The organism is Loigolactobacillus bifermentans DSM 20003 (assembly GCF_001434575.1).
GTDB classification, from domain to species: domain Bacteria; phylum Bacillota; class Bacilli; order Lactobacillales; family Lactobacillaceae; genus Loigolactobacillus; species Loigolactobacillus bifermentans.
The window spans coordinates 1-594 of the sequence record NZ_AZDA01000104.1; the positions used below are offsets into that span (position 1 = coordinate 1).

The 594-nt window shown below is 39.9% G+C and carries 1 protein-coding gene; it reads right to left on the reverse strand.

Going from position 1 to position 594, the window contains the following annotated elements:
* Positions 1–564: Cna B-type domain-containing protein (locus FC07_RS11900; RefSeq protein WP_157050154.1), on the reverse strand; the 564-nt coding region annotated here is incomplete at its 3' end.
* Positions 565–594: the final 30 nt, after the last annotated feature.

Genomic DNA, 594 nt, shown 5'->3' on the forward strand with positions numbered 1-594 from the left:
CATAATGTTACCTTGATCATGCTGATCAATTTGAGTGGTATAGCCTGGTATTTTTTTGGTCTCTTTGACCACATATTTGATTTGTTTACCATTTTGTTTGGCAGCTAACTCCTTCCAAGTATACGTCCAATCCGTGGCTTCACTTAAAATGACTGGTGCCCCAGATTTCTTACCATTAGCGTATAGCTGTACCTTAATGTTCTTTGGACGTAACCCATCTTGATCAGCCTGATCATTCCAATGCTTCGTCACGGTCACACCTGTTTTCATCGGTGTGTAATGATTGGTTACATCATACCCCTTAACCTGAGTCGTGTAATCCTTTATCGTCGCTTCAGTAATAGTGTATACAATCTTTTTACCGCTCTGATACATCGGTAAATTTTTAAATCGATAACGCCAATGATCGGCAGCTGTCACTTGTTGCTGAGCAACTTGTTTACCATTGGCTAATAAGTTGATCGTTACTGCCTTTGGTCGCAACCCATCTTGATTCTGATTGTCATCCCATTTTTTAGTCCCACTAACTTTAGTTACGCTTGGCTGGTGGGTATTTGTAATCATAATGTTACCTTGATCATGCTGATCAATTTG